The sequence below is a fragment of the Pseudomonas sp. F-14 TE3482 genome (assembly GCF_053629455.1).
In genome coordinates this window covers 4,806,828-4,829,528 of record NZ_JBRJII010000001.1, presented here as the reverse complement: position 1 = coordinate 4,829,528, position 22,701 = coordinate 4,806,828, and the positions used below count along the sequence as shown (strand labels likewise).

Below are 22,701 nucleotides of genomic sequence, written 5' to 3'. Positions count from 1 at the left end.
GCTATTGACCGAACAAAGGCTTTCCATGAGTGAAGATGCACAAGATGTGGTACTGATCGTCGAGGATGACCCTTCGATCTTGATGGTGCTGTCTGCTTATTTGTCGGGTGAGGGGTACCGGGTGCTGCAAGCCGAAAACGGCGAGCAGGCCTTTGAAATTCTGGCGAGCAAACCGCATCTGGACATGATGATCACCGACTTCCGCTTACCGGGGGGAATCACTGGCGTGCAGATCGCCGAACCCGCCGTGAAGCTGCGACCGGAGCTCAAGGTCATCTTCATCAGCGGTTACCCGCAGGAAATTCGCGAGACCGACAGCCCGATCACCCGCAAAGCGCCGATCCTGGGCAAGCCGTTCGATCTGGATGTGTTGCAACAGATCATGCAGGACATGCTGTCCTGAAGACGGCTGGCCCCGGAGCTGCCGCAGGCTGCGGCCGTTCCTGCACAAGAATCCCTCAGATTCTGATCATCTCCCGCACCTTCGCCGTCAATAAATATGAAGAACACCTTTCTTGGCGCTGGAGTCGGCCCCAAGATGATTCATCGAGTCGCGCAATGCCGACGCCTGTGCACATCCCGGACTAGGGAATTGACGGATCCAGATCGTTGGGGTCATAGGTGAACACTGCATTCTCCGAGGAATTGGTAGGCAAGGTTAGCTTGATAATGGGTAATACATCGCCGGATTGATTGCGAAAATGCACTTGATCCTTCCGGGCGTTCGACAGGCCATCGCCCGTGTAGAAGAGCGCCTGGATCGGAAGTCCATTCGGGTTGTCTGTCTGCGCCCACGTTCTCAGAATCAACTCATTCTGTTGAGGGAACCAGGTCGCGCCCAGCAGGTTTCTTGTGCGTAGGGATTGGTAAAACGAGTCGGCGGCCAATTGGTTCATAGAGTCCCTTACATCAAAACTGCACTGGTAAGCCGGCCTGTATGCGCTTGAGGGGGCAGCGTTCCAATGTGCCATCCACTGCTCGGCGGTAGAGATGCCCATCGTCTGGCAGCGTTTGCTTTGTGTCGGGTAATAGGGGTGAGCTCCGCATCCTGGGGTTTCACGCAACTGAGTCCAGCCGTCGATGGGGTAGCTGCACAAGATCTCGATGTGCTCTTTGCCTGGAGGAGTGTTAAATACCGGATAGAAAACAAATCCGTTATTTTGGCCAAATACCAGCTTCTGGAACTTTGCATCTTTACGTAAATAGGAAAAGGACACGCCTCCGCTCTGCTGTGAATGGGGACTTGGATTCCAGAAGAAGTAACCAGGCCCATGCACCGTCGAACGCAAGATGATACCGGAACACAAAAATGCCGGCGTCGATGGCGAACCGCAATTGATGCGAACATCGTTGTAACGTGCCGTCAGATCTGCTGCGATCTCAGGACCGCTTTGTGCGATGCTTGATGTCGTAGCCGATTGTAGTTGTTGATCGCGAACCTGACAGCCCGCCAAAACAACCATCAACATAAGCGCAATTATTTTTTTCATTGCTTGTCCACCCCTTGAAGGTTGACCCGCTCAAGGCAGGCGAGCGCAGAGCGGCCCTCCAACGGGTACGCTGCGTACTTCAGAAGGGATTTAAACCTCAAGGAATTGCTGTGAATAGCTGTCAGAGTTGACAGGTGACAACCTTTACGCTGGCGTATAGCGTGGTCGATTGATCGACGCGCAATTGCGCTTTTTGAGCGGTCTACCAGCCATTGCGCTCAGGCGCAGCGAAATTTGACGACTGCCTAAAGCCCCTGCTGCAACGCCGGATCGTCGGGGTTTAGCTGCTCCAGCTGTGCCAACAGAATCTGTACGTTCTGCAACTGACCGCTTTCCTTCCAATAGTTGATCAAGAGCACACGCGCCTTGCGATCGGCCGGGTGGCGCTGGACGATTTCCTGCAGCTGGTTCTGCGCCGCTTCCAGCTCTTGCTCGCCATGCAGCGTGGTGGCCAGGTCGTAGCGGTAATCCTTGTTGTCGGGCTCAAGCTCCACGGCTTTGGACAACCCGAGCAGAGCGAACTCACTTTGCCCGTGATGCAGCAACCAAAGCCCCAGGGCATGTTGCAGGTAGGCCGAATCGGGCTGCGCCTTTAATTGCTTGGCCAACAATTGCCTGGCCGCATCGCTTTGGCCCTGTTTATCCAGCACTTCGATCTGCATCACCAGTGCCGGCAGGTTGCCGGGCTCCAGTTGCAACGTGCGTTCCAAGGCCTGCTGCGCATTTTTCAGCTCGGCATTGTGCAAATGCAGGCGCGCCAGTTGATATTGGGTTTCAGCACTTTCCGGCCGATGCTTGAGGACCTGTTCCCAGGCGTCGATGGCTTGCTCCAAGGGGCCGAAATACAATCCCAGTTCATCCGGCGTCAGACCCAATAACGCGTTGACCGCCGCAAACCGGACGTTGGGGTCGCTGTCATCGAGCAAAGGCCCCAGCAACAGACTGCGCTGTCCACCGGGCACCAGCCCGCTGATGCTTTTGATCGCCGCGATGCGCACATCCGCCGAGGGGTGTTGCAGGTCTGCATCGGCCAGTTTCAAAGCTTGCGGGCTTGGGTAGTTGGGCAGTTCGGCATGCAGCCAGACACGACGCTTGGTCGACAGGTCAGGGCGCCCCAATTGCTGATAAAGCACCCGCGCCGCCCCCGGTTGACCTGCACGAGCCTGGGCCAGCGCTTCGCTGTAGCCATGCTTGATCGCCGCCGGCACCACAGGCGTCGTGCTGCGCAGGAAAAACCAGGCGAGGGCGAGGGCAAACAATACGCAAACGCTGATGAGCAAGTAGCGGCGGGACTGAGGCATGCAGGAATCCGGGGTGGCAGGTTTTGCAAAGTCACCAGCTTCGGTCAGGCCGGGCTGTGAGTCAAACCAGGAGTGAGGTTTTCGCGATTCGAGTCTGGTTAGGGGAACTGTCCAATCATGATCCCCCGCAATCCCTGTGGGAGCGGGCTTGCCCGCGATTGCGTCGGTACATCCAACATCCATGTGCCAGACAGACCGCTATCGCGGGCAAGCCCGCTCCCACAGGGGTTTTGGTGACTTCGGCACGGTGCACAGACAAAAAAAGCCCCGCGACCGAATGAGGCGCGGGGCAAAAGAATTGGTTGGTTGCGGCCAACCAAAGGAGCTCTTTGAAACGTTACTTGCTGGCGACCGTCTCTGGTTGCCAGCCGCCGCCAAGGGCTTTGTAGATCGCGACAATGCCGCGATACAAATCGACTTCGGCCTGGGCCTGGGTGTCTTCGGCTGCCAGGCGCTCACGCTGGGCATCAAGCAACACGAGGAAGTCCACGGTGCCTTCGCGGTAGCGAATGTCGGCCAGGTCCGCAGCGGCGCGGCTGGATTCGCTTTGACGAATCAGCGAGATCAGGCGCTGCTGACGTTTGCCGTAATCGCTGAAGGCGTTTTCCGACTCTTCAAGCGCCAGCAGCACTTGCTGCTCGTAGGTCGCCAGGGCGCCTTCGGCTTCAGCATCGGCACCGCGCAAACGGGCGCGCACGCTGCCCAGGTCGAATGCCGCCCAGGTAATGCTTGGGCCCAGTGCCCAGGCATTAGCTGCCGAGGAACCGATCTGCGATCCGCGCCCGGCGGTGAAACCGAGGAAGCCGCTGAGGCTGACCCGTGGGAACAAATCAGCCTTGGCCACGCCGATGCGAGCGGTGGCGGCCGCCAGTTGGCGTTCGGCGCTACGGATGTCCGGACGCCGTTGCAGCAGCTCGCCCGGATCACCGATGGGCAGGGCCTTGGCGATGGCCGGCAAGTCTTTTGGACTCAGATCGACGGTCAGCTTGTCCGGACGCTCACCCAGCAGGGTGGCGATGCGGTTGCGCTGACGCACCTGTTCGGCCTGCAGTTGCGGCACGCTGGCTTCGACAGAGGCCAGGCGCGCATCGGCGCGAACCACGTCCAGCTGATCGCCGACACCGGCATCACGCAGGCTTTCGGTGATCTTGCGCGACTCCTGCTGGTTGTTCAGGTTGGCCAGGGCGATCTTTTCCCGCAGCTGTGCGCCGCGCAGTTGGCCATAGGCGTCCACCAGTTCGGCAATCATGGTGACTTGCAGTTGGTAAAGATCGGCTTCGGCGGCCTGCTGTTCAGCGTCGCTGGATTCCAGGTTGCGCTGGATACGACCGAACAAGTCCAGTTCCCAGGCCATGTCCAGCCCCAGGTCATAGCGTTCACTGCTGACCCGGTCGGTGGTCTGGCCGGGAATCTGTCCCTTGGCCAGATCACTGCTCGCGCGGCTGGTGATGGTCGGCATGGCGTCATTGCTGGCGTCATCGCGAATCGCCCGGGCCGCTTTCCAGCGAGCGAAGGCCACGCGCAAATCACGGTTGCCTTGCAAGGATTGCGTCACCAACTGGTTGAGGGTCGGATCGTCGAACTGCTGCCACCAGATGCCTTCGAAACGGGCGCGGTCGAAGTTCTTCTGACCGGCGCTGCCATCGGTGGCGGCCGTGATGTTGGCCGCCTCCGTGGTTGGGGTTTTGTAGTCCGGGCCGACGGCGCAGGCACTCAGGGCCAGCACCAGAAGGCTCGGCAGGAAGGCTTTCAGGCTCATTGTTGCGCCTCCAGTTGCTTTTCCAATTTCAGTGCCTTGGCTGCTTTGCGCGCTTCACCGCGCTCCACAAAGTTACGAATCAGTACGTAGAACACTGGCGTCAGCAACAGACCGAAGAAGGTCACCCCGAGCATCCCGGAGAACACCGCCACACCCATGGCATGACGCATTTCGGCACCGGCACCGCTGGAGAAGACCAGAGGCACCACACCCATGATGAACGCGAAGGAGGTCATCAGGATCGGCCGCAGACGCAGGCGGCAAGCTTCCAATACCGCTGCCAGCGGGCCGAGGCCTTCTTCCTGTTTATCTTTGGCAAACTCAACGATCAGAATCGCGTTCTTACAGGCCAGTCCCACCAGTACGATCAAACCGATCTGGGTGAAGATGTTGTTGTCGCCGCCCGAGGCAATCACACCGGTGATGGCCGACAGAAGGGTCATCGGTACGATCAGGATCACTGCCAGTGGCAGGCTCCAGCTTTCGTATTGAGCCGCGAGCACCAGGAACGCCAACAGTACGCAGAGCGGGAACACGAACAGCGCTGTGTTGCCGGACAGAATCTGCTGGTAGGTCAGGTCGGTCCACTCGTAGGTCATGCCGTTGGGCAATTCGTCCTTGAGCAGTTTCTCGATGGCTTTCTCGGCCTGGCCGGAGCTGTAGCCGGGGGCTGCCGCACCGTTGATTTCAGCGGTGATGAAGCCGTTGTAGTGCATCACGCGGTCCGGGCCCGAGGTGTCGCTGACCTTGATGAAGGTCGCCAACGGGATCATCTCGCCACGGTTGTTACGCACTTTCAGCTGACCGATCTGGTCCGATTCGAGGCGGAACTGTTGCTCGGCCTGAACGTTGACCTGATAGGTACGACCGAAACGGTTGAAGTCGTTGGCATACAGCGAGCCCAGATAGATCTGCAGGGTGTCGAAGATGTCGCTGACGGCCACGCCGTGGGTCTTGGCCTTTTCCCGGTCAATGGCAGCATCGACCTGCGGCACATTCACCGTGTAGCTGGTGAACAGGCCTGCCAGCTCCGGAACGCTGTGGCTTTTAGCGATGATGTTCATGGTTTCTTTGTACAGCTCGTCATAGCCCAGGTTGCCCCGGTCTTCGATCTGCAGGCGGAAACCGCCAATGGTCCCCAGGCCTTGTACCGGCGGCGGCGGGAAGATCGCCATGTAGGCCTCCTGAATCCCTGCATACTGGCCGTTCAATGCACCGGCAATCGCACCGGCGGACATGCTCGGATCCTTGCGCTCGTCGAACGGTTTCAGGGTGACGAACACGATGCCGGCGTTAGGGCTGTTGGTGAAACCGTTGATTGACAGGCCCGGGAAGGCTACGGCGCTTTCCACGCCAGGCTGTTTCAGGGCCAGGTCGGACATGCGCTTGATCACGTCTTCGGTACGGTCCAGGCTCGCGGCATCCGGCAGTTGCGCGAAGGCCACCAGGTATTGCTTGTCCTGGCCGGGTACGAAACCGGTCGGGGTGTTGGAGAAACCGAAGAACGTCAGCACCATCAGGCCGGCGTACACCAGCAGGGCGATACCGCTGCTGCGGATAACCCGGCCTACAGTGCCGACATAACCATGGCTGGCCTTGTCAAAGAAACGGTTGAACGGACGGAACAACCAGCCACCGAAGAGCTTGTCCAGAACCTTGGAGAAACGGTCTTTCGGCGCGTCATGGCTCTTGAGCAATACGGCGGCCAGCGCCGGCGACAAAGTCAGCGAGTTGAAGGCCGAAATCACGGTCGAAATCGCAATCGTCAGGGCGAACTGTTTATAGAACTGCCCGGTCAAGCCGGAGATGAACGCGGCCGGGATAAACACCGCGCACAGCACCAGCGCCGTCGCGATGATCGGACCGGTCACTTCGCGCATCGCACGCTTGGTGGCTTCTACAGGGGTTAATCCGAGCCCGATGTTTCGCTCGACGTTTTCCACCACCACAATCGCATCGTCGACCACGATACCGATGGCCAGTACCAGCCCGAACAACGACAGGGCGTTCAACGAGAAACCGAACAGGTGCATCACGGCAAACGTACCGATCAGCGAAACCGGCACCGCCACCAACGGAATGATCGAGGCGCGCCAGGTTTGCAGGAACAGGATCACTACGAGTACCACGAGGATCAGCGCTTCGAAGAGGGTGTGAACCACCGCCTCGATGGAGCCGCGCACGAAGATCGTCGGGTCATAGACGATGCTGAAATCCATGCCTTCCGGGAAGTTCTTCTTCAGCTCGGCCATTTTCTCCCGGACGTCGTTGGAGATCTGGATCGCGTTGGAGCCTGGGCGCTGGAAGATCGGGATCGCCACCGCCGGCTGGTTGTTCAGCAAGGAACGCAGGGCGTATTGGCTGGAGCCGAGTTCGACGCGAGCGATGTCTTTCAGGCGAGTGATTTCACCATTCTCACCGGAGCGAATAATGATGTTCTCGAACTCTTCCTCGGAAACCAGACGACCTTGGGTGTTGACCGACAACTGGAACGCGGTGGCATTCGGCGCAGGCGGAGCGCCCAGGGCACCGGCCGCCACTTGACGGTTCTGTTCACGAATCGCGGTGACCACATCGGTCGCGGTCAGGTTGCGCGAAGCGGTCTTGTTCGGATCGAGCCACACCCGCAGCGAGTAATCGCCCATACCGAACAGCTGCACATCACCGACACCGCCCAGACGCGCCAGCTCATCCTTGATGTTGAGCAAGGCGTAGTTGGACAGGTAGAGCATGTCGTAGCGTTTGTCCGGCGAGGTCAAGTGCACAACCATGGTCAGGTCGGGCGAAGCCTTGTCGACGGTGATACCGATACGCGTCACTTCCTCGGGAAGCTTGGGCTCGGTCCGGGTCACGCGGTTCTGGACCTGTACCTGCGCGTTGTCCAGGTCGGTGCCCAGCGCAAAGGTGATGGTCAGCGTGATCTTGCCGTCGGCGGTGGACTGCGAGGACATGTACAGCATGTTCTCGACGCCGGTGATGGCTTGCTCCAACGGAGCGGCCACGGTTTCACCGATGACTTTAGGGTTGGCGCCCGGGAAGTTGGCACGGACCACAACGGTCGGCGGCACGACTTCCGGGTATTCGCTGATCGGCAACTGGAACAGCGAGATGGCGCCGGCGATCAGGATCAGCAGCGACAGTACCGCGGCGAAGATCGGTCGTGAAATGAAGAATTGGGAAAAATTCATCGGAGTAGTTGTCCCTTAACCGCGTGGAGTGGCAGCAGCCACTTTCACAACCGTACCCGGCGCGACCTTGGCAGGTGCGACTTGGGGCAGGTTGCTGGCTTCCAGCGCTTGTCGTTGTTGAGCCAGCGCCGCGAGGGTTTCCTGGCTGGCCATCGGGATCACTTCAGGGGTGACCGGTGAACCAGGGCGAACCCGTTGCAAGCCCTTGACGATGATGGTGTCGTCTTTGTTCAGGCCGCTGCGCACGATGCGCAGACCTTCGATCTTCGGACCCAGTTCGACGGGGCGATAAGCCGTTTTGTTGTCGGCATCCATCACCAGCACGAACTTTTTACCCAGGTCGGTACCGACCGCTTCGTCGTTGATCAACACCGCGGAGTAAGTGCCGCTGCCCACCAGTTTCAGGCGTGCATAAAGCCCCGGGGTGTAGGTGCCGTCGCTGTTGTCGAACACCGCGCGACCGCGGATGGTGCCGGTCTTCGGGTTGACCTGGTTGTCGACGAAGTTCATCTGGCCCTGGTGCGGGTTGCCGTCTTCATTGGACAGGCCGAGGTAAACCGGCGTGGTTGCGCCGCGTTGGCCCTGGCGGGCGAGCTGGGTGTACTTAAGGAAGACACGCTCGTCGGCGTCGAAGTAGGCGTAGACCTTGTCGGTGGACACCACGCTGGTCAGCGCGGTGGTATCGGCGGTCACCAGGTTGCCGGCGGTGATTTCCGCACGGCTGACACGGCCGCTGATAGGCGCCGTGACGCGGGTGAAGCTCAGGTTCAGTTTGGCCAGGTCCAGTTGCGCCTGGAGCGCGCCGACGGCGGCGCGGGCTTCTTGAGCCGCGCTGGTGCGCGAGTCGGCAAGTTCGGCGGAAATCGCGTTGCTGGTGCGCAGACGTTCGCCGCGCTGGGATTCGTTTTCACTGCGGGTGGCGGTGGCGCGAGCTTGGGCAACCAGGGCTTCGAGGCGGCGGACCTCAGCCTGGAAGGGGCGCGGATCGATCTGGAACAGCAGGTCGCCTTTCTTGACCAACGCGCCTTCGGTGAATGCAACGTCATCGATCTGGCCGGAAACCCGTGGACGAATCTCTACCGTTTCCGGCGCTTCAAGGCGCCCGGTGAATTCGTCCCACTCGTTGACCGGTTGCTCCAGCACCTTGGCCACGCTGACTTTGGCCGCGGGCATCGTGGCGGCAGCGTCCGGGGTCTTGCCGCAGGCGCTCATCACCAGCACGGCCAACAAGGCCAAGGGGAAGCGCAAATGTTTGAGTGACTGTTCCATGGATGCATCCGCCAATGTATTGAGATGGACGGATGATGCTTGGCGGGGTTGTATGGCACGAATCGAATGAAGCGAAGGTAACTATCATTCGGAATGATATAAGTTCATTGCGAGCCCTCTAGCATGCACCTCCCATTAGGGGCCTTTCAAATGAAATGATGACAATTCAGTGTTGCACGGAGTGTAAGGATTGGCATCAAACGTGTCGTGGCCATCGCGAGCAGGCTTCCACACATGGACCGGCGGCGTACACAAATCCCCATACAAGGAGCCGTAAGTTGCGCAAGTAGGCCATGGACCCTGTCCCATTTCCTGAATGTTCAGGACTGAAGTTCGCGCACTTTCCCCACAAAAGACCTGATGACAGCAGAACCGACTATCCTTTCGGATAGTGAACGCTGCACTCTTGGCAAAAAGGGACGCCATGCCAGACTATGAACGCGCCATCAGCTCCAGACCCGGCATCACATGCGGTGATCGAACCTGTCTGATCAGGCTCTGGTTACTCAGGCCCTGGCTACTCGCTTCAATTACGGTTTGCTGTCTTTTCACGGCAACTCCCGGATACGCTGTCGAAAACGCCACGGTTACGGTGATTCAAGCGCAGGAAATCGTTTCCAGGGCCACCCTTGAAGCCGTTCGCTGGAGCGGCCCTGAATCCGGCCCGCGCGCCCTGCGGGGCAAGAACATCGCCCTTGTCGCAGAAGATTTGCGTAACGGAGGAATTGTCGGTGTCGCGCAGGGCGCTCGCGAGGCAGCCAAGGCGATGGGCTGGACACTGAAGATATTCGATGGCGCCGGATCATCGGCCGGGCGCGCAAAGGCCTTTTCCGATGCCCTGGCAGCGAAACCCGACGGCCTCATTCTGTGCGGCTCCGATGCCCTTGAGAACAATGCGGCGCTGATCCTCTTCGCCAACAGGGATGTGCCGGTGGTTGGCTGGCACGCCGGGGCACGCCCCGGGCCGATTGACGGCACGCCGGTGGCCATGAACGTCACGACCGACCCGCTCGAAGTGGCTCGCCTCACGGCCATGGCGGCCGTGGCACAGTCAAACGGACGCGCCGGCGTGGTCATCCTGACCGACTCCAAGTACAGCATCGCCATGGCGAAAGCCAAGGCCATGGAAAACGTCATTCGGGCCTGTCGGGAATGTACGTTGCTGGAAGTGCGCGATGTCGCGATCTCCGAAAGTGGCGAGAACATGCCGGCGATCACCAAAGAGCTGCTTCAGCGCTATGGCAAGCGCTGGACCCACACGCTGGCCATCAACGATATCTATTTCGACTACTCGATTGCCTCATTGACCAGCGCCGCAATACCCAGTGACGGCATCAGTCTGTTGTCTGCCGGTGATGGCAGCGCTTCGGCTTTCTTGCGCATACAGGCAAAAACCTACCAGACCGTTACCGTGGCCGAGCCGCTCAATCTGCATGGCTGGCAAGTGATGGATGAATTGAACCGGCTGTTTGCAGGTCAGCCGGTGAGCGGCTTCGTAGCGCCGATTCACCTGGTCAATGCCGACAATATCGCCTTCGACGGCGGGAAGAAATTCCAGTACGACCCTGACAATGGCTATCGAGACATCTATCGCCACCAATGGAATCCCTGACATTGGACGTTACTTCCCGGCTCGGACGCCGGCTATTGCCGCAATCGCTACGCGCACAGTTCACACTGGCGTTTCTGACGCTGGCGCTGCTGATCCTGGCGAGTGGTGCAACGGCGGTCTACGCCTTGCGCACGTCAAACAACGGCACCCGCCAGTTGACGGAAGAACGACTGGTCCGCATGCAAAATGGGCAAGACATGCTGCAGCGTACCTTGCTGATCGAACGCCAGACCGATCAGCTTCTGACAACCCGCTCCCCCGACACCTTGCGTTCAAGCTATGCGGCGACCGTCGAACAGCTTGAAGCCCTTGATCAACTGGTGCAGCAGCTGACTGCCGCGAACAGTGGCGTGGCGATACTCGACATGCATCAGTCGAGTCAGATGTTCCGCAATACCGCCAACATCGTTGCGCAGCTGCGAGAAAGCCTGCTGCAAACCGAGGTCACCTTCAAGCAAACCATGGAGGATCACACCGCCCGGTTAACCGCGACCCAGACCCGGGCCAGCCTGGAACTGGCGGTGTTACTTTTCGATCTGCCGCAGGCTGTCGACAGTGATGCCGTGCAACGGCTGCGGATCCGATATGAGCGCCTGTCACGCACCACAGGCAAGCTACCCGACGCTAATGTCGAGATGCCCGATCTCTTCTCCCTGCGCCTGAGGCTCATCAATCAGTACAACGTCATACAGCACTTCAATGAGGAACTGAAGAACGAGGCCGGGGTTCTGGTCGCGGTGGCCCGTGCGCAATCCAGTGCTTACACCGAAGACTATCGCCAAGCCCTGCAGCGCCTGGTCGAGGACTCAAATCGTAGCCAGCAATGGGTGCTGATCATGTTGGGCGCCAGTCTGGTGTTTGCCTGGTTCGTGACCCGGGTCTTCATGGGTCGTCATGTGCTCGTGCGTCTGAATGAAATAAGCCGGCAATTGCGTCAGGAGCGCACTGATAAGACGCATTTGATGATGGCGGAACATGGGAAGGACGAGATCGGCAACATGGCTCGCGCGGTGAATCAATTCCTCAAAGACCGACTTCAGCTGGAAAAAAGAACGGTCCAATTGAGTATCGCCACAGAACGGCTCGCCTTGCAAAACAGCCGATTAGAGCAAGAAGCCGTCATCCGTGCCGGACAAGGTCATGTCCTGGAGCTGATTGCCAGGAGCACCGAGCTTGCAGAAGTCCTCGACAGCCTGGCTCACTTGGTCGAGTCCCAACTGGAGGGGATGATGGTGTCCATCCTGGTGCTGGATGAGGATGGCAAGCACCTGCTGCACGGGGCTGCGCCCAGTTTGCCGAAAGCCTATAACCAACTCATTGACGGGATTGCGATCGGTCCGAACGTCGGTTCATGTGGCACCGCGGTGTATCGACGAGAACCGGTCATCGTCACGGATATCGAGCTGGATCCGCTGTGGGAGGAGTACCGTTCAGTCGCCGCGCCCTATGGATTTCGCGCGTGCTGGTCGACGCCGATTCTGTCCCATGAGCGAAAGGTATTGGGTACGTTTGCGTTGTATTCCAGCACCGTACGTAGCCCCAGCTCGACCGAGACGCGACTGATCAACATGGCGACACCGCTTGCCGGTATTGCGATAGAACGCCAACTTACCGAAAAGCGTATTCGCTATATGGGTGACCATGACGCACTGACCGGGCTGCCGAATCGCACACTGCTCGAAGACCGTCTCAAGCAGGCAATACTTTATGCTCAGCGCTACAGCCGGCTGGTGACGGTGGTGTTTCTCGATCTGGACAAATTCAAACTGGTGAATGACAGCCTTGGGCACAGTGCTGGAGACGAGCTGCTGAAAACCGTCGCCCAACGCATGCTGGAATGTGTACGCCGCACCGACACCGTCGTGCGACTGGGGGGCGACGAGTTTGTGATCATCCTGTTCGACCAGCCCTCAGACCTCGACGGCGTTACTCCCGCCCTGCACAAAATCCAGGAAGCCATCCTGCAACCGATTCAGCTCAGCGGACATACACTCCACGTCACCTGCAGCATGGGGTTGGCCACCTATCCCGCCGACGGCAGCGATACCGAGACGTTGCTCAGCAACGCGGACGCCGCCATGTACCGGGCCAAGGAGCTGGGGCGCAACAGTTACCAGTTCTATACGAGCGAGATGAATAACAAGGATCAGGGCAAGCTCGCCATGCAAGACGGGCTTCGAAACGCACTCAACCATGACGAGTTCCTGCTGCTGTACCAGCCACAGGTGGATTTGCAGTCAGGTCAGATTATCGGCGTGGAGGCACTGATCCGCTGGCAGCACCCTGAGCTAGGCATGGTGTCTCCAATCAAATTCATTCCGCAGGCCGAAGAGACCGGCTTGATTGTGCCCATCGGCGACTGGGTGATTCATACCGCGTGCAGACAGAACAAGGCCTGGCAGGATGCGGGCTGGCCGCCGATCACCATGTCGGTGAATATTTCAGCACGCCAGTTCATCGAAAGGGACCTGATCGACCGGGTGATGCATGCCTTGCAAGAAACCGGACTGGACCCGAGGTACCTTGAGCTGGAGCTGACCGAAAGTCTGATCATGCAAGACCTTCAGCAAGCCATCAGCAAAATGAAGGAACTGCAATCAATGGGGATCAGTCTCTCGATCGACGACTTCGGCACCGGCTACTCCAGCCTCGCAGCATTGAAAAGTTTCCCGATCGCGAGACTCAAGATCGACCAGTCTTTCGTACGCGATCTGCCCGACAACGAGAACGACAAAGCCATCGCCACCGCAGTGATTTCGTTGGGGCACAAACTGAACCTGAAGGTCATTGCCGAAGGTGTCGAAACCGAAGAGCAGCAAACCTTCCTGCGTGAAAACGGCTGCGATGAAATTCAGGGCCACTTTTTCAGCTGCGCGGTCAGCGCAGAGGAAATAAGTCTGTTACTGCGTAAGCCCCGGTTGCCTCAACCGAGCCGCATTGCGAGCCCTGACTCGCTCAGGCGAAAACGCGTTGTAAAACGCCCAAGCAGTCCAATACCCGGGCGTTAATGACGCTGCGTACGGTAAAACGCTCGGCGTGCTTTATGACAGGCTAAGAGGATTGATATGCAATTTGCTGATAAAAAACAGGCCGAAGATTATTTCGCCGCCCATCCTGAAGTTCTGAGCATCGAGTTGTTTCTTATCGACGCAAATGGCGTTCCTCGGGGCAACCTGTTGCGCGCTACAAGGGCTGCCAGTGCGTACTGCGATCTCCGAGTATGCTCCAGGCCAAGTCGAGTTGACTCTAGAGCATCGTTTCGACGCACTCCAAGCAATTGATGAAGGCGTACGTTACAAACGCTTGGTCAAAGGTGTGGCCAATCAGCATGGACTGCAAGCGTGCTTCATGGCCAAGCCATTCAGCGATCAGGCCGGTAGCGGTATGCATTTGCACGTCAGTCTGGCCAACGAGCATGGTCACAATCTGTATGCGAGCGATGACCCACAGGGTACGCCGCTATTGCGTCACTCAATTGGCGGGATGATGGCGACCTTGTTTGACTCGCTGGCTATATTTTGCCCCCATGCCAATTCATATCGCCGGTTCCAGACCGGCAGTTATGCGCCGCAGGCCAAAAGTTGGGGAGTAAACAATCGTACTGTATCGTTCCGCGTGCCCGGCGGCCCCGCGATAAGTCGGCACATCGAACACCGCATTTGCGGTGCTGATGCCAACCCCTATCTCGCCGCCGCCGCAGTACTTGCGGGCATTCATTACGGCATCACACATCAAAGCGATCCCGGCGCGGCGATTGAAGGCAATGGCTATGAGCAGGCGACCGAATTTCTACCCACCGACTGGCTTACAGCGTTGCAGGCGTTGCAACGTTCAACTTGGGCAAGTGAGGCGCTGGGAGCCGAATTCCTAAAGGTGTTTCTGGCGATCAAGTGGCGTGAGTACCGTAAATTCAACGCTGAAGTAGGGGAGCAGGACTGGCGCTGGTACCTCACTCATGCATGAGTGTTGGTCCGTCAGCGGGACTACAAGGTGGATCGCTGACGGCAACGACTCAGGCGGTTTAACAGTGAGGCCGCCCGGTGTATAACCCCCGATTTTCGCTGGGTTATCGTTAGAGGATGGCGATTGCGAGCGCACTGGATGCCTTATGGCTCATGGCGAGCCAGTGTTCGCAGCAACTGCTGTGGCATGCCAGCCTCTGGCACAGATCGCATGCGCATCTTGCCGCGTGGTTTAGATTTTCCACCTTATACGCTCCTGTTTTAGAAGCTGGAAAAAGCTCTCGGCTAGAGGCTATGACGCTAAGACGCGCCGCTACATCAGCTACTCGCTGTTTCTTTTCGGTCACTTGATTGACCGCTGGGTTTTGAATTCTTCGGTATATCGCGGGTTGCCCATGGCACCTCCAGATTGGGCTCAGTTTAAGGCCTGGAGATGTCTACGAAACCCTGGGCGATTGGAAGGGTGCTACTCAATGGTGCTGGCGAGGGCGGGATTTGAGGCCGCTTTCAGGAGTTGCGCACTTACAGGGCGGTGACACGCGGCATCAGAGGAGGGTAGGTCCGCGCTGAGTGATTAGCTAAGTTTAATCGAGAAAAATGTTTTATTGACTAAATTATAATATCGGGTAATTATTTCTCTGCATCTGCTCGAATGCAGAGTCATTTTCAGGGTCAACCCGATGAATCAGAACACCGTGCCTTCACTGGCCAGTCTTTACATCGAGACTAATGGATCGTCATTCGACGCGCGCCAGGCGCCTTTGCTTATGCAGGGCTTCCCGGCAGAGCCGCAACGCCGCGTCACCTGGAACAATTGGATGCGCCCGCCGTTCAGTCAGTGGGGTTTCCGTAATCTGGCGCGTCTGCGTCCCTCCATTGATGTGCAGGCCGGTTCCGGGCCAGTCAGTACTTTGCAAGAATTTCCGCAAGCGTTGGATGAGCTGCACTTCGACAGTGAGTGCGGTCTGGGAATTAGCGTCATCGATCACCTGGTGGCCAGTCAGACCGATGCATTTTTGGTGGTGCAGGGCGACACCGTGCTGTTCGAGCGCTACTTCAACGGTCAGCAGCCTCGAGACCGGCACATCATGTTCTCGGTGACCAAGTCACTGATTGGCACTCTCGGTGAGCAACTGATCTGTGACGGTTTACTCAACCCAGCGTTGCCCGCAGCGTATTACGTGCCTGAGTTGGTGGGCAGCGCGTTTGGTGATGCCACCGTACGCCAGCTGTTTGACATGGCCGTGGGCATTGATTACAGCGAAGTCTATGACGACCCCAACTCGGAGAGTTCGCAATACGGCTATGCCTGCGGTTTTCAGCCTGCACCTGCGCAATACGCCCAGTTCGAGTCGTTGTACCAGTACCTGCCGTCTCTAAAAAAACGCGGCACCCACGGTGGCTTTTTTCATTACGTGACCGCCACTACCGAAGCCTTGGCCTGGGTCATGGAGCGCGCCTCGGGCAAGGCCTGCGATCAATTACTGCAAGAAATCTGGAGCCAATTGGGGTGTGAGCGTGACGGCTACTTTATGGCCGACCCTTGGGGGCGCAGCGTCGCCGGTGCCGGTTTCAGCGCCACTTTGCGTGACATGGCGCGTTTCGGCCGCCTGCTGGCCAACGATGGTCACCAGGATGGACTGCAACTGCTGTCGACCGAGACGGTCGCACGTCTCTTCGCCGGTGCCGATCCAGCGATCTACGCCCAAGACTCCGACTTCTCCAACTGGACCCCCGGCGCTTCCTATCGCAGCCAGTGGTACGTCTTCAACGATCACAGCCAGGCGATTATGGCGGGTGGTATTCACGGCCAATACCTGTTTGTCGACAAGCCGTCCGGTGTGGTGATCGTCAAGCAGTCATCGCTGACCGACGCCGTCAGCCAATTCGATGCTGACAGCGTGCGTATGCTGCGTGCCATTGCTGCGCACCTTAGCGACTGAAACGCCCCATAAATACAAGAAATTTGCGTCCTATTCGCCTGGCTCGGCCAGGTGTTGGCGGCGCATTGCGCCGCCATTTCACTGCCCTGTAACAACAATAATCACACAGGAGCTTCATATGGTTTCGATGACGCGTTTCTCTCGAGCGCTCTTAGCGTTCGGCTTACCCCTGATCACCCACGTTGCGTTGGCTGGCTATACCTTCGAGGACGGCAACCTCAAGGGTGAGGTCAATCTCAGCGCCGGGGGGGCGACTATTTCCACAAGCAACGTCAACTTTGGCAGTGGCCGCGTCGATGTGCGCAGCGGTAAAAATGGCGGCACGGAAATTGACTGGCAGGAGTTCTACGTGAAGCCAGGTATCAAGCTTGACTACTCGCTGCAGCCTGACTTCAGCCTGCTGGCCGGCGGCTCGCTCGTGGCGGCGACGACCTTGGGCGATGGCGATGCCGGCGGCTTTACGCGCAGCTCTGACGGTGATGTGGCCGCCGAAGAACTCTACGGTGGTTTCCGCGCCGGGGAATGGACACTGACTGCCGGGCGCCAGAACTACATGATTGGTACTGGCTTCATCGTCATGGACGGCAACCTCGATCAGCTCAAGGACGGCGCCTACTGGCTTGGCCCCAGAACCGCCTTCAAGGATTCGGCCATCCTGGCCTGGGATCATGGGGCATTGAAGAGCCAGGCCTTCACCTTGCGAACCGACGACGATCTGGGTGATTTCCGCATGACGGGCGCGAACCTGGATTACAACCTCGACGACCAGGTGACGCTGGGTGCCATGGCGATGAAAGTTCATGCGCTGGGCCCCAAGGGCAGCACCGCCCCTCGATTCCGGGACGGAATGCTGGTGTACAACGTAAGGGCGCTCAACGCCAAGTTGCCGGGCGTGTCCGCCCTGACGCTCAACGCCGAATATGCGCTGGAGAAAGGCAGTGGCGAGGGCGTCGATTACGATGCCAACGCTTGGTATGGCCAGGCAGACTACGCGTTCAATAGCTTGCCTCTGACGCCGGTCATCGGCTATCGCTATGCCAGTTTTTCCGGCGATGACAACCTCACTGACAATCGACAGAAAGCCTGGGACCCTCTGAGCAAAGGCTTCGTCGACTGGGGCACCTGGCTGGTGGGGGATGTTGTTGGTAACTATCTGTTGTTCAACAGCAACGAAAACGTTCAGCAGTTCTCACTCAAAACTCACCTGAACCCAACGCTGACCCTCGGTGCGATTCACTATCAGTTCTGGCTGGACGAGAAAAACTACATGGGCGCCCCCGTCAGCGATCGGCGCTTTGCCGATGAGAGCGTGGTTTTCCTCGACTGGACGCCGACTCCGTCGTTCTATACGTCACTGTCGTATAACTGGGTCAAGCCGCTGGCCGCTGCCAAGCAAGTATTCGGCGATGATCAGAAATTCAGCGCGCTGGAACTGTACTTCACCTACCGCTATTAAGTGTCGCGAGCCCCGCGGCCGCGTAGGAGTGTTTCACCATGAACAAGCATGTACGCAACACCCTGTTGTCCGTTGCGCTGTCGTTGCTGACGGCGGGCGTTTCCCTGGCTGAAGAGCGCACGGTGCGCATCTATAACTGGATCGAATACTTGCCACCGGAGATCCTCAAGAGCTTTCAGGAGGAAACCGGGATCCGTCCGATCTATGACGTGTTCGACAGCGTCGAGACCCTTGTGTCCAAACTGCTAACCGGCAACTCTGGCTATGATGTGGTCTACCCCGGCAGCACCAACCTGAGTCACTTGATCGCGGCGGGTGCTGTCCAGCCTCTGGACCGCAGCCAACTGCCGAACTGGCAGCATCTGGACCCGGAGTTCATGAAATCCCTGGAGTCGGTGGGTGACACCGGCAACCGCTACGCTGCGCCCTACCTGTGGGGCACCACGCTGATCGGCTACAACGTCGACAAGGTCCAGCAGATTCTGGGCGCCAATGTTCAGATGAACACCTGGGACATGATTTTCAAGGAAGAGAACCTCAGCAAGCTGGCCAGTTGTGGCGTCGGTTTTCTCGATGCAGCCAACGAGATATTGCCCATCGCGTTGCACTACAAGGGTCTCGATCCCAACAGCCAGAAACGGGAGGACTACCCGCAGGCTCAGGCGGCAATGATGAAGATTCGTCCTTACGTCACCTACTTCAACTCGTCGCGCTATGGCATGGACCTCGCCAACGGTGACATCTGCGTCGCTGTGGGCTGGTCGGGCGGCGTGGCGCTGGCCAAACAGCTGGCCGATGCTGCGGGCAAGGGTGTGAGGGTTGAAATGGCGTTACCCAAGGAAGGTGCGCCGATGTGGTCAGACGTGATGATGGTGCCGGTTAACGCCCCCCACACCAAGGAGGCCTACGAGTTCATCAATTACATCCTGCGCCCGGATGTTATCGCCCGGATCAGCAACAAGATCGGATACCCCAACCCGAACAAGGATGCCACCGTGCTGGTGAACCCCGACATCCGTAACAACCCCAACATGTATGTGCCGGACGAAGCGCGCAAAACCCTGTTCACTTTACAGCCCATGCCGCCAGCCATGGAGCGGATCCGCACTCGCATCTGGACCAGCATCAAGACCAATTTCTGATCATCGTGGCCCGGTGCTTTTGCACCGGGCCACACAGACGTGTTTGCCATGGCTGAGCCATTGGATTTGATGGGCGCTGCTCGCAATCTTCAACGGGCGCTGACCCTGTGCGTCGATATCGGCCCTGGGCTGATATTGGGGGAGAGCGTAGATGCAAGCCTTATCGGCCAGCTGCATTACCCCAACGCAAGTCAGGTAGTGATTCGCTGCTACCGCTTCTATTGATGCCCGAGATTCACCTCTGCTGTTGAGTACGGCCTCTGTTAACCCTCGTCGCTGGCGCGATCGCCGGTCGGACGCGTGTGGATGACAGGCAGTGCAGGGAGGTGTGACGGGCTCTTCTTCTGATCGGCGACAGGCATGTCGCCATTTTTTTGTGTGGCCGCTCGGCACAGGAGACTCACCATGTTTGTCACTTTACGAGCCCGAATTATTGTACTGGTCGGGCTATGCCTGACACTGTTGGCCTTAGCCCTGATCGGCACCGCACTCAATGAAATGAGTGGCTTGAGTCAGCGTGCCGAGGGGCTGACCTCTGCCAGCCTGACACAGAATATCGAGGCGCGCGTGGCCGAGTCCGTTCGTTTCCAGTCCTCTGGCGTCCAGGTGTTTTTCCGCGATGCCCTGCGCGTCGCAGAAGCCTCATCAGCGGAGGTCATGCGAATCATGTCGCTGAGCCGTGGTGGGGCGCTGACACCAGAGCATGCCAGGAACTACATCACCGGCCAGTTACAGGCCAGCTTGCAAGCCAATCCGACGTTTATCAGCACTTATATCGCTTTCGAGCCCAATGCTTTCGACGGGCAGGACGCGCGCTTTGCCGGCCAGAGCGAACTGGGTAGCAACGAGCTGGGGCGTTTTGCACCGGTCTGGTTTCGCCAGAGCGGCGGGAAGATGGAGCAAGTCACGGTGCAAGAAAAGAGCATTGTCGACGACACGCCTATGGCCGACGGCAAGGCATCCCGCATCTGGTATGACTGCCCGCTACGAACGACGCAGCCTTGTTTGCTGAATCCCTATCTCGATGATGCCTCTGGCAGTCCGATACTCATGACCTCGCTGACCCTGCCGGTGATCGATCACGGTCGCGTGGTGGCGGTGCTGGGTATCGACATTCAGTTAAGCCAGATTCAGGTCGTAGCCCTGGCCGCCAAGGCAGGCTTGCCGGGGCAGGCTGGGGATGTGTGGATTGTCAGCGCCTCTGGACTGGTTGCTGGCAGTACGCTGGACAACGGGGCACTGGGCGGTCAATTCAAGGAACCTGGCGTGGAGTCTTCCGCATTATTGCCAGGACAATCACGACCGCTGCAGGATTTGCTCGTCAGTCAGGCGTTCTCACCCATTCCCGGGGCCGAGCCTTGGCGCATTGTGGTCAAGGTACCCTCGGAGCAGATGTTCGCACCGCTGCTTAAGTTGCACGAAGCGATGAAAGAGCACCTGCTCGCTGCCGTGCAAAAGGAGGCACTGATAGGCTTGGCGCTGATGGTTTTTGGACTGGTGGTGATCTGGCTAGCGTCCCAGAGCATCGTACGACCATTGCAGGCAATGTCGCGGATGGCCGACGATCTGGCCCGTGGCGAGGGCGATCTGGTCAAGCGCCTGGATTACTCCCGTGCCGACGAACTGGGCGGAGTGGCCAGCGGGCTAAACGCTTTTCTTGATGTGTTGCAGCCTATCGTCATCCGGCTCAAAGACTCTATGACCGAGTTGCGGGCGGCGGCGGCCAGATCTGCCCAAGACAGCACCGACAACTTGCAAACTATGGAGCATCAACGCCAGGACATCGATCAAGTCGCAACGGCTATGTACCAGATGAACCTTTCGGCGCAGGAGATAGCTCGTAATACCGCATCGGCATCGCAAGCGACGGGGACTATTTTGCAGACCATCGACGACGGCACCGGGCTGATCGAAAGAACCACCCGGATAGTTGCTCGTCAGGGCGAGGACCTGGCCAACGCCAACCGCCAGGTCAACCAGCTATCCATCAAGAGTGAAAAGATCGGCAGCGTCCTCGACATCATCCGCGACATCGCCGAACAGACCAACCTGCTGGCGCTAAACGCAGCCATCGAGGCTGCACGGGCTGGCGAATATGGAAGAGGGTTTGCCGTGGTGGCCGATGAGGTGCGCAACCTGTCCAGTCGTATTCAGGATTCGATCCAGGAAACGCGCTCGATCATCGAAGACCTGCAGCAAGATACCGTCGTCGTCGTGCATTCGATGACTCTGAATCAGAATCTCGGCCAAGAACTGGCGGCGCTGTTTGGTGCGTTAGTCGAGTCGTTGTACGGCGTTGGTGAAGGCATAGGTCGGGTGGCTCAGATGAACGTCCAGATTGCCAGCGCTGCCGAAGAACAGAGCGCGGTGTCGGAGCAGATCAATAGTTCGGTCGGTCGCATCCGCCGGCTCAGCGAGGACCTGACGGTCAGTGCACGTGAATCGGCGCAGGAGATCGCCGATGTCAGTGGACAGGCCACAGAGCAAGGACGTTTGCTGGAGCGTTTCAAGACCTGAGGTGAGGGACACTGTGGCCGGTCATGCCAGCCACCTGCCTGGGCTATCGCGTACAGCAAGTCTCAAAGGAGACTGGCGAGGTCCAGTCGTTCAAGGGTTTGAGCATCCAGCTCCAACTGCGTCGAACGCGCCAGGCTATTGAGTTGCTCCAGGTTGGTGGCACTCGCAATGGCAGAGGTAATACCGGGTTGGTGCATGATCCAGGCCAGGGCGATTTCCGCAGGTGAGGCCTGCTGTTCCTGCGCCACCTGATGCAGAACGTGCAAAATGCGCATCCCACGCTCATCGAAGTACTTTTCCAGGTCGTCGCGGCGAGCACTATGCGTCAGGTCGTTCAGACCTTTGTATTTGCCACTGAGGAAACCCGAGGCCAGGCTGAAGTAAGTCAGGACCTCACAGTCTTCGGCCACGGCAAATGCACGCAACTGCTGTTCGAAGTCATGGCGATCATAGAGGTTGTACTCCACCTGAAGGCAGGTGTAATGGGGCAGGGCGCGGCGATCGGCAGAGGATTTAGCGGCTTGTAGATCTTCCAGGGTGTAGTTGGATGCGCCGATCGAGCGAACCTTGCCGCAGGCGATCAACGTGCTGTAAGTCTCCAGGGTTTCCTCGTGAGCTGTCGAGGCATCCGGGTAGTGGGAGAAGTACAAATCGATGTAATCGGTTCGCAGTCGACGCAGCGAATCATCCACGGCTTGCAGGATTCTGCCTTTCGAGAGCCCTTGCTGATGGGGCGAGAGTTCGGCCCCGACCTTGGTGATAATTTGCACTTCACTGCGTCGGTGGCTGTTCTGACTCAGCCATTTGCCAATGATGGCTTCCGACTCGCCGCCGCTATTGCCACTGGCCCAGACGGAGTAGGCGTCTGCGGTATCAAAGGTGTTGATGCCGAGTTCAAACGCTGCGTCTAGTAGCTTCAGCGAATCTTGTTCGTTGACGGTCCAGCCAAAGACATTGCCGCCCAGCACCAGGCGTGAACTCTCCATCGTTGAACTGCCCAGATAGTCTTTTTTCATAGCGGTCCGCCGTTTGAGTTAATAGTCAGTCCCCTGGTTCTGGCGT

General features: G+C 58.4%; 14 protein-coding genes and 2 pseudogenes. 10 read left to right on the top strand and 6 right to left on the bottom strand.

Going from position 1 to position 22,701, the window contains the following annotated elements:
* Positions 1 to 25 precede the first annotated feature (25 nt).
* A complete protein-coding gene (locus tag AB7M26_RS21680; RefSeq protein ID WP_008069938.1) occupies positions 26 to 403 on the top strand; it encodes a response regulator in 378 nt (125 codons plus the stop codon).
* 181 nt (positions 404 to 584) lie between these two features.
* Here the strand turns inward: AB7M26_RS21680 and AB7M26_RS21675 are convergent, their stop codons facing one another.
* The 5 genes from AB7M26_RS21675 to mexE all read right to left on the bottom strand — a co-directional run bounded on the left by AB7M26_RS21675 (position 585) and on the right by mexE (position 9,007).
* A complete protein-coding gene (locus tag AB7M26_RS21675) occupies positions 585 to 1,490 on the bottom strand; it encodes a halovibrin HvnA (protein WP_123496927.1) in 906 nt (301 codons plus the stop codon).
* 245 nt (positions 1,491 to 1,735) lie between these two features.
* A complete protein-coding gene (locus tag AB7M26_RS21670; protein ID WP_123496925.1) occupies positions 1,736 to 2,791 on the bottom strand; it encodes a tetratricopeptide repeat protein in 1,056 nt (351 codons plus the stop codon).
* 337 nt (positions 2,792 to 3,128) lie between these two features.
* The gene (locus tag AB7M26_RS21665; RefSeq protein ID WP_123496923.1) at positions 3,129 to 4,550 is read right to left on the bottom strand and encodes an efflux transporter outer membrane subunit; all 1,422 of its coding nucleotides are present in this window, start codon (positions 4,548 to 4,550) and stop codon (positions 3,129 to 3,131) included.
* The gene (locus AB7M26_RS21660; RefSeq protein ID WP_123496921.1) at positions 4,547 to 7,738 is read right to left on the bottom strand and encodes an efflux RND transporter permease subunit; all 3,192 of its coding nucleotides are present in this window, start codon (positions 7,736 to 7,738) and stop codon (positions 4,547 to 4,549) included. The genes AB7M26_RS21665 and AB7M26_RS21660 overlap by 4 nt, the downstream gene beginning before the upstream one ends.
* A 15-nt stretch (positions 7,739 to 7,753) precedes the next feature.
* The gene (mexE, locus tag AB7M26_RS21655; protein ID WP_007905572.1) at positions 7,754 to 9,007 is read right to left on the bottom strand and encodes a multidrug efflux RND transporter periplasmic adaptor subunit MexE; all 1,254 of its coding nucleotides are present in this window, start codon (positions 9,005 to 9,007) and stop codon (positions 7,754 to 7,756) included.
* Between the two features lie 592 nt (positions 9,008 to 9,599).
* Here mexE and AB7M26_RS21650 point away from each other — a divergent pair.
* The 9 genes and pseudogenes from AB7M26_RS21650 (at position 9,600) to AB7M26_RS21610 (ending at position 21,639) form a co-directional block, all read left to right on the top strand.
* On the top strand, positions 9,600 to 10,619 hold the full coding sequence (locus AB7M26_RS21650) for a substrate-binding domain-containing protein (protein ID WP_123496919.1): 1,020 nt from the start codon (positions 9,600 to 9,602) through the stop codon (positions 10,617 to 10,619).
* Positions 10,607 to 13,627, top strand: coding sequence for an EAL domain-containing protein (locus tag AB7M26_RS21645; RefSeq protein WP_123496917.1), 3,021 nt, complete (start codon positions 10,607 to 10,609; stop codon positions 13,625 to 13,627). Before AB7M26_RS21650 ends, AB7M26_RS21645 begins: the two co-directional genes overlap by 13 nt.
* 169 nt (positions 13,628 to 13,796) lie before the next feature.
* A pseudogene (locus AB7M26_RS21640) lies at positions 13,797 to 14,582 on the top strand (glutamine synthetase family protein); the annotation flags it as partial.
* Between the two features lie 679 nt (positions 14,583 to 15,261).
* Positions 15,262 to 16,524, top strand: a complete 1,263-nt coding sequence (locus tag AB7M26_RS21635; protein WP_123496915.1) for a serine hydrolase domain-containing protein — start codon at positions 15,262 to 15,264, stop codon at positions 16,522 to 16,524.
* A 118-nt stretch (positions 16,525 to 16,642) separates the two neighbouring features.
* Positions 16,643 to 17,980 (top strand): alginate export family protein, encoded by a 1,338-nt coding sequence (locus tag AB7M26_RS21630; protein WP_429386146.1) that lies wholly within the window; start codon positions 16,643 to 16,645, stop codon positions 17,978 to 17,980.
* Between the two features lie 38 nt (positions 17,981 to 18,018).
* A complete protein-coding gene (locus AB7M26_RS21625) occupies positions 18,019 to 19,122 on the top strand; it encodes a polyamine ABC transporter substrate-binding protein (protein WP_123496911.1) in 1,104 nt (367 codons plus the stop codon).
* 48 nt (positions 19,123 to 19,170) lie between these two features.
* On the top strand, positions 19,171 to 19,347 hold the full coding sequence (locus AB7M26_RS21620) for a hypothetical protein (protein WP_185022133.1): 177 nt from the start codon (positions 19,171 to 19,173) through the stop codon (positions 19,345 to 19,347).
* Between the two features lie 135 nt (positions 19,348 to 19,482).
* A pseudogene (locus AB7M26_RS21615) lies at positions 19,483 to 20,781 on the top strand (PDC sensor domain-containing protein); the annotation flags it as partial.
* Positions 20,782 to 20,820: 39 nt separating this feature from the next.
* The gene (locus tag AB7M26_RS21610; protein WP_429388933.1) at positions 20,821 to 21,639 is read left to right on the top strand and encodes a methyl-accepting chemotaxis protein; all 819 of its coding nucleotides are present in this window, start codon (positions 20,821 to 20,823) and stop codon (positions 21,637 to 21,639) included.
* Between the two features lie 62 nt (positions 21,640 to 21,701).
* Here the strand turns inward: AB7M26_RS21610 and AB7M26_RS21605 are convergent, their stop codons facing one another.
* Positions 21,702 to 22,655, bottom strand: coding sequence for an aldo/keto reductase (locus AB7M26_RS21605; protein ID WP_429376524.1), 954 nt, complete (start codon positions 22,653 to 22,655; stop codon positions 21,702 to 21,704).
* Positions 22,656 to 22,701: the final 46 nt, after the last annotated feature.

Excerpts from the sequence above, each read along its gene's own strand:
- AB7M26_RS21680 (WP_008069938.1), top strand. The coding sequence starts at position 26 with ATGAGTGAAGATGCACAAGATGTGGTACTGATCGTCGAGGATGACCCT.
- AB7M26_RS21675 (WP_123496927.1), bottom strand. The coding sequence starts at position 1,490 with ATGAAAAAAATAATTGCGCTTATGTTGATGGTTGTTTTGGCGGGCTGT.
- AB7M26_RS21670 (WP_123496925.1), bottom strand. The coding sequence starts at position 2,791 with ATGCCTCAGTCCCGCCGCTACTTGCTCATCAGCGTTTGCGTATTGTTT.
- AB7M26_RS21665 (WP_123496923.1), bottom strand. The coding sequence starts at position 4,550 with ATGAGCCTGAAAGCCTTCCTGCCGAGCCTTCTGGTGCTGGCCCTGAGT.
- AB7M26_RS21660 (WP_123496921.1), bottom strand. The coding sequence starts at position 7,738 with ATGAATTTTTCCCAATTCTTCATTTCACGACCGATCTTCGCCGCGGTA.
- mexE (WP_007905572.1), bottom strand. The coding sequence starts at position 9,007 with ATGGAACAGTCACTCAAACATTTGCGCTTCCCCTTGGCCTTGTTGGCC.
- AB7M26_RS21645 (WP_123496917.1), top strand. The coding sequence starts at position 10,607 with ATGGAATCCCTGACATTGGACGTTACTTCCCGGCTCGGACGCCGGCTA.
- AB7M26_RS21635 (WP_123496915.1), top strand. The coding sequence starts at position 15,262 with ATGAATCAGAACACCGTGCCTTCACTGGCCAGTCTTTACATCGAGACT.
- AB7M26_RS21630 (WP_429386146.1), top strand. The coding sequence starts at position 16,643 with ATGGTTTCGATGACGCGTTTCTCTCGAGCGCTCTTAGCGTTCGGCTTA.
- AB7M26_RS21625 (WP_123496911.1), top strand. The coding sequence starts at position 18,019 with ATGAACAAGCATGTACGCAACACCCTGTTGTCCGTTGCGCTGTCGTTG.
- AB7M26_RS21620 (WP_185022133.1), top strand. The coding sequence starts at position 19,171 with ATGGCTGAGCCATTGGATTTGATGGGCGCTGCTCGCAATCTTCAACGG.
- AB7M26_RS21610 (WP_429388933.1), top strand. The coding sequence starts at position 20,821 with ATGACCGAGTTGCGGGCGGCGGCGGCCAGATCTGCCCAAGACAGCACC.
- AB7M26_RS21605 (WP_429376524.1), bottom strand. The coding sequence starts at position 22,655 with ATGAAAAAAGACTATCTGGGCAGTTCAACGATGGAGAGTTCACGCCTG.